The sequence below is a fragment of the Sphaerisporangium dianthi genome, from assembly GCF_042654065.1.
GTDB classification, from domain to species: domain Bacteria; phylum Actinomycetota; class Actinomycetes; order Streptosporangiales; family Streptosporangiaceae; genus Sphaerisporangium; species Sphaerisporangium dianthi.
In genome coordinates this window covers 23,179-30,734 of record NZ_JBHSFP010000056.1, presented here as the reverse complement: position 1 = coordinate 30,734, position 7,556 = coordinate 23,179, and the positions used below count along the sequence as shown (strand labels likewise).

Below are 7,556 nucleotides of genomic sequence, written 5' to 3'. Positions count from 1 at the left end.
CGGCACCATCACCGCCGTCGGGGCGAACAAGTGCCTGGACGTGCCCAACAGCGCCACCGCCAACGGCACCAAACTCGCCATCTGGTCCTGCAACGGCGGCGCCAACCAGCGCTGGACCCGCACCTGACATACGAGACGTCTTCGCCGGGGGCGGGCGACCGCCCCCGGCCTGCGAGATCGCCCCTGGGTCCATTCCCGAGGCAGGCCCGTTCTGCTGGCTTTCTCCGCGATTTCGCCTTTCGCGGCGAAAGTGAGAGGTGAGACATATCATGTCTTCGACTCTTTTCTCGCGCGGCACGCTCCCACCTCCGCCCGGCCGCGTCCGGCCATCCTGCGACGGCGATCGAGAAGGAGGAACAATGAAACGTGAAAATGGTGAGGAGCAGGGATGCCAGACTCAACGGTGCCCCCACCGGCCGGCGCGGCCTTGACCCGGATCAACACCTCGGTCGCGCACCCGGCCCGGATATACGACTATCTTCTGGGCGGCAAGGACAACTACGCGGCCGACCGTGAGGCGGCCGAGCACCTCGTCAAGCTCTCGCCGGGCACGCGTGAGGGCGTCCGCGCCCACCGTGCCTTCCTCAGCCGGGCGGTGCGCTACCTCGCCGCCGAGGCGGGCATCTCGCAGTTCCTCGACATCGGCACCGGCATCCCCACCCAGGGCAACACCCACGAGGTCGCCCAGAAGGCCGACCCCAAGGCCCGGGTGGTCTACGTGGACAACGACCCCATCGTCCTGATCCACGGCCGCGCCCTGCTGACCGGCAGCCCGACCGGGATGACCACGGTGATCGAGGCCGACCTGCGGGAGCCGGAGGCGATCCTCTCCGACCCCGCCGTCCAGGAAGTGATCGACTTCAGCCGTCCGCTGGCCATCGTCCTGGTCGGCGTCATGCACTTCATCACCGACGGCGAGGACCCCTACGGAGTGGTCGAGCGGTTCAAGGCCGCCGCGCCGTCGGGCAGCCATCTGCTGCTGTCGCACATCACCCTCGACTTCGCCCCGCAGGTACGGCAGGACGACTTCACCAAGCCTTACGACAAGAGCACCGCGCCGATGGTGCCCCGCCCGTTCGCCCAGGTCGAGCGGTTCTTCGACGGCTGGCAGATGGTCGATCCCGGACTCGTCGAGGTGGTGCGATGGCGGCCGGACCACCTGCAGGATCAGATCCCGGGTGACGGTCATGCCTGGGCGTACGGCGGCGTCGCCGTCAAGCCCTGAGATCGCCGCCGCGGGCGTTCAGGGCCCGCGTCCCCGGCGGGCCGGCGCCCGCCCGAGGACGAACGGCGGGTGTGCCGCCGATCGACGGGGCTCGGCGAGAACGCCGCCGTAGCCGGAGCCTCCATTGCCAGGGCCCCGCTTGCGCGTGGCCGGTTCGACCTACGATGTGCGTGTCGGTCGGATCAGCTGAGGAGCGCCGGTGGATATCGGGGAGATCGCCAGACGGTCGGGTGTGTCGCGCAGCACCGTCTCGTACGCCTTGAGCGGCAAACGCCCGGTGTCGAAAGAGACGCGGCAGCGCATCCAGGCGGTCATCGACGAGCTGGGCTACCGTCCCAACGCCGTCGCCAGGGCGCTCAAGGAAGGCAGGACCCGCACCATCGGCCTGGTCATCCCGCCGGCCAGCCGGCGCCTGACCGACCTGCAGCTCGGCTTCGTCGCCAGCGTCGTCGACGCCGCCGCGCGCGTCGACCTGGACGTCCTGCTCTCGCCGTCGGGGGGCGAGCATGACCGTTCGTTCGAGCGCGTGGTCGCCGGCAGGCGCGTGGACGGCGTCATCGTCATGGAGATCCGGCTGGAGGACGACCGCGTCACCCGCCTGCGGCAGACCGGGCTGCCGTTCGTCGGCATCGGCCGCACCGGTCGCCCCGAGGAGATGTCCTGGGTGGACGTCGACTACGAGATGTTGATCTCCAGGTGCGTGCACCACCTGGCCGACCTGGGCCATCGTCGCATCGCCTTGGTGAACCGCTCCGCGGAGCTGGTGGCGTCCGGATACGGCCCTGGCCACCGCGCCCAGGCCGGCTTCCTGCACACGGTGGCCGAACGGCACCTGGAAGGCGTGCAGACGTGCTGCGCCGACGACGCCCAGTCGGGGGTGGCCTGCGTCGAGCGACTGCTCGACGAGCATCCCGGCCTGACCGCCATCGCCACCATCAACGAGGCCGCCATCCCCGGCATGTACCGCGCGCTGTCCGAGGCGGGCCTGACCGTGCCCGACGACTTCTCCATCGCCGGCGTCTCGGCCCAGCACTGGGCCGAGAACCTGCACCCGCCTCTCACCGCGGCCGACGTGCCCACCGATGAGCTCGGCGCCCATGCCGTCGAGATGCTCATCCAGCGCATCGCCGACCCCGACACCACGCACCGCCACCTCCTGGTCGCCCCGCCCATCTCCCTCCGTGGGACGACCGGACCCGCGCGTGCCCGCGACCCGCTCTCCTGACGACCGCACCCGCGCGTGCCCGCGACCCGCTCTCCTGACGACCGCACCCGCGCGTGCCCGCGACCCGCTCTCCCGACGACCGGACCCGCGCGACGCCTCCGGCCGGCCCGGCAGGACGCCGCCGCGCCCTGCGGCCGGTGGCGCGCCCCCGGTGGCGGTCAGCGGCCGCCGGGCCGTGACGGCCTGTCGCGGCATCTCATTCGGGGTTCGGCGGCCGTCTTCCCCATTGACTCCCGTGACACGGACGCCTATGTTCAGTCGAACCGATTCGGCGAATCGGTTCGACATCGATCGGAAATAGCCGCGTAACACTTGTTAGCGGAGGTCAACACCATGGGATCAGCGGCAACGAGCCGGCGTGTGGCCGGTCTGAGTCTGGCGGTCCTGACGGCCGCGGGCGGCCTGGCCGGATGCTCATCGTCGTCCGGCGGCGAAGCCGGTACGGCGAGCACGAGCCAGGCCGCCGGTGGCGGCGCCTACACCATCTGGGATCCGTACCCGCAGTACGACAAGAGCTCCGAGTGGGTGAAGCTGCTCGACACGTGCGGCACCCAGGCCGGAGTGAAGGTCGAGCGAACCGGCTACGACACCAGCGACCTGACGAACAAGGCACTGCTGGCCGCGCAGCAGGGCAACTCTCCCGACGTGCTCATCGTGGACAACCCCGTGGTGTCCACGCTGGCCGACGCCGGGGTCCTGACGACGACGGAGGAGAACAAGCTCGACATATCGGCCATCGCGCCGAACCTGCTGGCCGCCGGGCAGAGCGGCGGCAAGACCTACGGTGTCCCGATCGGGGCCAACACCCTGGCCTTGTACTACAACAAGGCGGTGCTGAAGAAGGCCGCGGTGAACATCGCCTCGGTCAAGGACTGGGCGTCGCTGACGGCGGCGCTGGAGAAGGTGAAGGCGGCGGGCAAGAAGGGCATCACCTTCTCCGCGATCGGCACCGAGGAGGGCAGCTTCCAGTTCCTGCCCTGGTTCTGGGGATCGGGCGCTCAGCTCACCAAACTGGACTCCCCGGAGGGGGTCTCGGCGGTGGCGTTGTGGACCGACTGGCTGAAGAAGGGCTACGCCCCCAACTCGGTCATCAACAACACCCAGACCACCAGCTGGCAGGAGTTCGCCGGCGGTGACTACGCCTTCGCGGAGAACGGCACCTGGCAGCTGGCCAACGCCAAGAAGGCCGGCTTCGACTACGGCATCATCCCCATTCCCGCCAAGGGCGGCGGGACGGCGCCGGCGCCGACCGGAGGTGAGTTCGTCAGCATCCCGGTGCAGAAGGACACCGCCCGCTACGCCACCTCCCAGAAGCTGGTGACGTGCCTGACCAACACCGGCAACTCCCTCGCCACGACGACGACGCTGTCCTACGTCGCGCCGACCGAGCAGGTGCAGGGCGAGCAGGTCGCCAAGAACCCTGAGCTCAAGGTGTGGGTGGAGGCGGTCAAGGCCGCCAAGGGCCGCACCGGCGACGACCTGGGCACCAAGTATCCGAAGATCTCCGAGCCGATGTGGGGCGCGGTGCAGGCGGCGCTGAGCGGGTCCAAGAACCCGCAGGCGGCGATGACCGACGCGCAGGCAGCGGCGGCTAGCGCCATTCAGTGAAGCGATGAGTGAAATCGTGCGAAAGCCGGTGCGTGCCGCCCGTGGCCCTCTCGTCGAAGCGAGACGCGGTCATCGTTCGGCACGCACCGGGTCGGGGCGATGGGCGGCGTGGGGGTTCCTCGCCCCGATCGTGATCTATCTGGTCGTCTTCTACGCCTACCCGCTGTTCCGCAACATCGAGCTGAGCCTGCGCAACTACACCGTGCGCTCCTTCGTGCAAGGCGACGCTCCCTTCACCGGGTTCGCCAACTACGTCAAGGTCCTCGGCGATCCGGCCTTCGGTCCCGCGCTGTGGCACACGGCGGTGTTCACCCTGGTGTCGCTGGCCTTCCAGTTCGCCATAGGGCTCGCACTCGCGGTGTTCTTCGCCAAGAACTTCCGGCTGTCGGCCACCTTGCGGGCGCTGTTCCTGGTGCCATGGCTGCTCCCGCTGATCGTGTCGGCCTCCACCTGGTCGTGGATGCTCAACAGCGACTCCGGCGTGGTGAACGCCGCGCTCAGGGCTCTCGGCCTCGGTCCGGTGAACTGGCTGACGTCCCCGGACTGGTCGTTGTGGTCGGTGACCATCGCCAACATCTGGATCGGCATCCCGTTCAACCTCGTGGTGCTGTACTCCGGCCTGCGAGCCATCAGCCCGGACGTGTACGAGGCCGCCGCGCTGGACGGCGCGAACGGCCGGCAGCGGTTCTGGAGTATCACCTTCCCGCTGCTGCGTCCGGTCTCGGCGATCACGCTGCTGCTCGGGCTGGTCTACACGCTGAAGGTGTTCGACATCATCTGGATCATGACCAAGGGCGGCCCGAGCGGCTCCTCCACCACCTTCGCCACCTGGTCCTACCGGCTGGGATTCGGCAACCTGGTGCCCTCCTTCGGGCCCGGAGCGGCCGTGGGCAACCTGCTGATCGTGACGGCGCTCGTCTTCGGCCTGATCTACATCCGCGCACAGCGAAGGCAGGGCCTCTCATGAGGTACTGGAAGACCGCCGTCGGGCTGGTGCTGACGGCGGTGATGCTGTTCCCGGTCTACTGGATGATCAACGTGTCGTTCACCCGCGAACAGGACATGCGCAAGAGCCCGCCCAACTGGTTCCCCTTCAACGGAACCCTGGAGGGCTATCGCACGGTGCTGGACCAGCAGCTCCCCTATCTGGGCATCAGCTTCGTCGTCGGGCTGGGCACGGTCGCCCTGACCCTGCTGATCGCGGCGCCCGCGGGATACTCGCTGGCCAAGCTGCGCCCCCGCGGCGGCCGGGCGCTGAGTTTCGTGCTGCTGGTCGCCCAGATGATCCCCGGGATCATCATGGCGATGGGCTTCTACGCCATCTTCCTCAACACCGGCACGCTCAACACCGTGCCCGGACTGATCGTGGCCGACTCCACCCTCGCGGTGCCGTTCGCGGCGCTGATCTTCACGGCGTTCATGTCGGGCATCCCCGACGAACTCCTGCAGGCCGCCCGCACCGACGGGGCAGGGACGGTGCGCACCTTCTGGTCCATCGTGCTGCCGGTGAGCCGCAACTCGATCATCACGGTGTCGCTGTTCGCGTTCCTGTGGGCGTGGTCGGACTTCATCTTCGCCAGCACCCTGGACGGCGGCGGCAACCACCAGCCCATCACGCTCGGCATCTACCACTACATCGGCAACAACAACCAGGAGTGGAACGCCATCATGGCCACCGCCGTGATCGCCTCCATCCCCGCCACGCTGCTGCTCATCGTCGCCCAGCGTTATGTCGCCGCCGGCGTCACCGCAGGCGCCGTCAAAGACTGACCTTTCGGAGAAGGGACTCTCATTTCATGACCGCCGCCTCGGGCCCGGTGTTCTCTCTGCGGGAGATCCCGTTCAGCCACCGCGGATCTTGGTTCGCCTTCTCCCCTGTGGTGGCCGAGAAGACCTACGCCCAGGACGTGCATCTGGTCTCGCACCAGACCGGCATGCACCCGATCCTGCGACTGGTCCCCACCGCCGACACCGTCGTGACCGCCACCCCGCACCAGCTCACCTGGAGCGGCGACGACGGCCGGATCGACCTCGCCTACGAGACCGCCGACACCGTACGGCTGCGCGGCTCGGGCCTCGGGCTGCGCCTGCTGGCCGCCGACCCCGTGCTGACCCCGTTCAGCGGCCCGTACTTCTACCAGGACCCGGTGGACGGATCGTCGGTCTTCACCGTCTACCAGACCGGGCGCCGCTACCGCGTCAGCCTGCTGTCCGGGCGGGCCGAGCCGATCGGCGCCCAGGCGCTCGGCACGGCCGAGCGCGGCCTCGACCTGCCCGGGGACGAGCCCTGGGAGATCGCCGTGGAGGAGTACGAGACCGCCCGCGCCCCCTATGCCAGTGAGGTCCCGTTCGACCAGGTGGTGAAGGCGGCCCGGGCCGAGTTCGACGCGTTCACCGCGGCGGTCGCGCCCTGGCGCAGCGACCGGACGCCCGCCGCGGAGCTGGCCGCGTACGTGCTGTGGTCGGCCACCGTGCGGCCGGCCGGATTCCTCACCCGTCCCGCGGTGCTGATGTCCAAGCACTGGATGGACAAGGTGTGGAGCTGGGACCACTGCTTCAACTCCATCGCCCTCGCGGACGGCCTGCCGGACCTGGCGTGGGACCAGTTCCAGGTGGTGTTCGACCACCAGGACGCCGCGGGCGCGCTGCCGGACTCCGTCACGCACTCCGAGATCCTCTACAACTTCGTCAAACCGCCCATCCACGGCTGGGCACTGCGGCGGCTGCGCCCGCTCGCCGACGATGATCTGGCCGGGACGTACCGGCTGCTGGAACGCTGGACGCGCTTCTGGCTGGACGCCCGGCGCGCGCACGGCCGGGAGCTGCCGCACTACCAGCACGGCAACGACAGCGGCTGGGACAACGCCACCACCTTCGACCCCGAACGCCTCGTCGAGACCGCCGACCTTGCCGCCTTCCTCGTCCTGCAGATGCGCGAACTCGCCCGCCTGGCGACCGAGGTCGGCACGCCGGAGGCGGCGGGCGACTGGTCCCAGGCCGCGGACCGGATGCGCGACGCGCTGCTCGCCGAACTGTGGGACGGCGCACGGTTCGTCGCCCGCGGCGCGCACTCCGGACGGACCTGGTCCAGCTCCAGCCTGCTCGACCTCATGCCGATCGTGCTGGGGGAGGAACTGCCCGCGCCGATCCGGGAGGCGCTCGCCACCCGCATCGAAAGGCACCTGACCGCGTTCGGACTGGCGACGGAGGCGCCCACCTCGCCGCACTACCAGGACGACGGCTACTGGCGCGGGCCCATCTGGGCGCCCTCGACCGTCCTCATCGAGGACGGCCTGCGGCGTGCCGGATGCGTCGGGCTCGCCGATGAGATCAGCGCGCGCTTCCGGGCGTTGTGCGAGAAGTCCGGCTTCGCGGAGAACTTCGACGCGCGCACCGGCGAGGGTCTCCGCGACCGCGCCTACACCTGGACGGCCAGCGCCTACCTCATCCTCGCCGCCGAGCACGAACGGCGGCGGCTTTGACAGGGCGCGTCACCGC

At 69.5% G+C, this 7,556-nt stretch carries 7 protein-coding genes; all 7 read left to right on the top strand.

Translation table 11 applies throughout. The features are described from left to right. Positions 1 to 7 precede the first annotated feature (7 nt). The 7 genes from ACFO60_RS38785 to ACFO60_RS38755 all read left to right on the top strand — a co-directional run bounded on the left by ACFO60_RS38785 (position 8) and on the right by ACFO60_RS38755 (position 7,540). On the top strand, positions 8 to 127 hold the full coding sequence (locus tag ACFO60_RS38785) for an RICIN domain-containing protein (protein WP_380851805.1): 120 nt from the start codon (positions 8 to 10) through the stop codon (positions 125 to 127). Between the two features lie 261 nt (positions 128 to 388). Then, complete coding sequence (locus ACFO60_RS38780) at positions 389 to 1,225, top strand: SAM-dependent methyltransferase (protein WP_380851800.1); 837 nt, start codon at positions 389 to 391, stop codon at positions 1,223 to 1,225. 199 nt (positions 1,226 to 1,424) lie between these two features. Next, the gene (locus ACFO60_RS38775; protein ID WP_380851797.1) at positions 1,425 to 2,450 is read left to right on the top strand and encodes a LacI family DNA-binding transcriptional regulator; all 1,026 of its coding nucleotides are present in this window, start codon (positions 1,425 to 1,427) and stop codon (positions 2,448 to 2,450) included. A 360-nt stretch (positions 2,451 to 2,810) separates the two neighbouring features. Then, positions 2,811 to 4,058, top strand: coding sequence for a sugar ABC transporter substrate-binding protein (locus ACFO60_RS38770; protein WP_380851794.1), 1,248 nt, complete (start codon positions 2,811 to 2,813; stop codon positions 4,056 to 4,058). 4 nt (positions 4,059 to 4,062) lie between these two features. Next, positions 4,063 to 5,025 (top strand): carbohydrate ABC transporter permease, encoded by a 963-nt coding sequence (locus ACFO60_RS38765; RefSeq protein ID WP_380851791.1) that lies wholly within the window; start codon positions 4,063 to 4,065, stop codon positions 5,023 to 5,025. After that, positions 5,022 to 5,828 (top strand): carbohydrate ABC transporter permease, encoded by an 807-nt coding sequence (locus ACFO60_RS38760; RefSeq protein ID WP_380851789.1) that lies wholly within the window; start codon positions 5,022 to 5,024, stop codon positions 5,826 to 5,828. The genes ACFO60_RS38765 and ACFO60_RS38760 overlap by 4 nt, the downstream gene beginning before the upstream one ends. A gap of 26 nt (positions 5,829 to 5,854) precedes the next feature. After that, positions 5,855 to 7,540, top strand: a complete 1,686-nt coding sequence (locus ACFO60_RS38755; protein ID WP_380851785.1) for an amylo-alpha-1,6-glucosidase — start codon at positions 5,855 to 5,857, stop codon at positions 7,538 to 7,540. Positions 7,541 to 7,556 lie beyond the last annotated feature (16 nt).

Excerpts from the sequence above, each read along its gene's own strand:
- ACFO60_RS38780 (WP_380851800.1), top strand. The coding sequence starts at position 389 with ATGCCAGACTCAACGGTGCCCCCACCGGCCGGCGCGGCCTTGACCCGG.
- ACFO60_RS38765 (WP_380851791.1), top strand. The coding sequence starts at position 4,063 with ATGAGTGAAATCGTGCGAAAGCCGGTGCGTGCCGCCCGTGGCCCTCTC.
- ACFO60_RS38760 (WP_380851789.1), top strand. The coding sequence starts at position 5,022 with ATGAGGTACTGGAAGACCGCCGTCGGGCTGGTGCTGACGGCGGTGATG.
- ACFO60_RS38755 (WP_380851785.1), top strand. The coding sequence starts at position 5,855 with ATGACCGCCGCCTCGGGCCCGGTGTTCTCTCTGCGGGAGATCCCGTTC.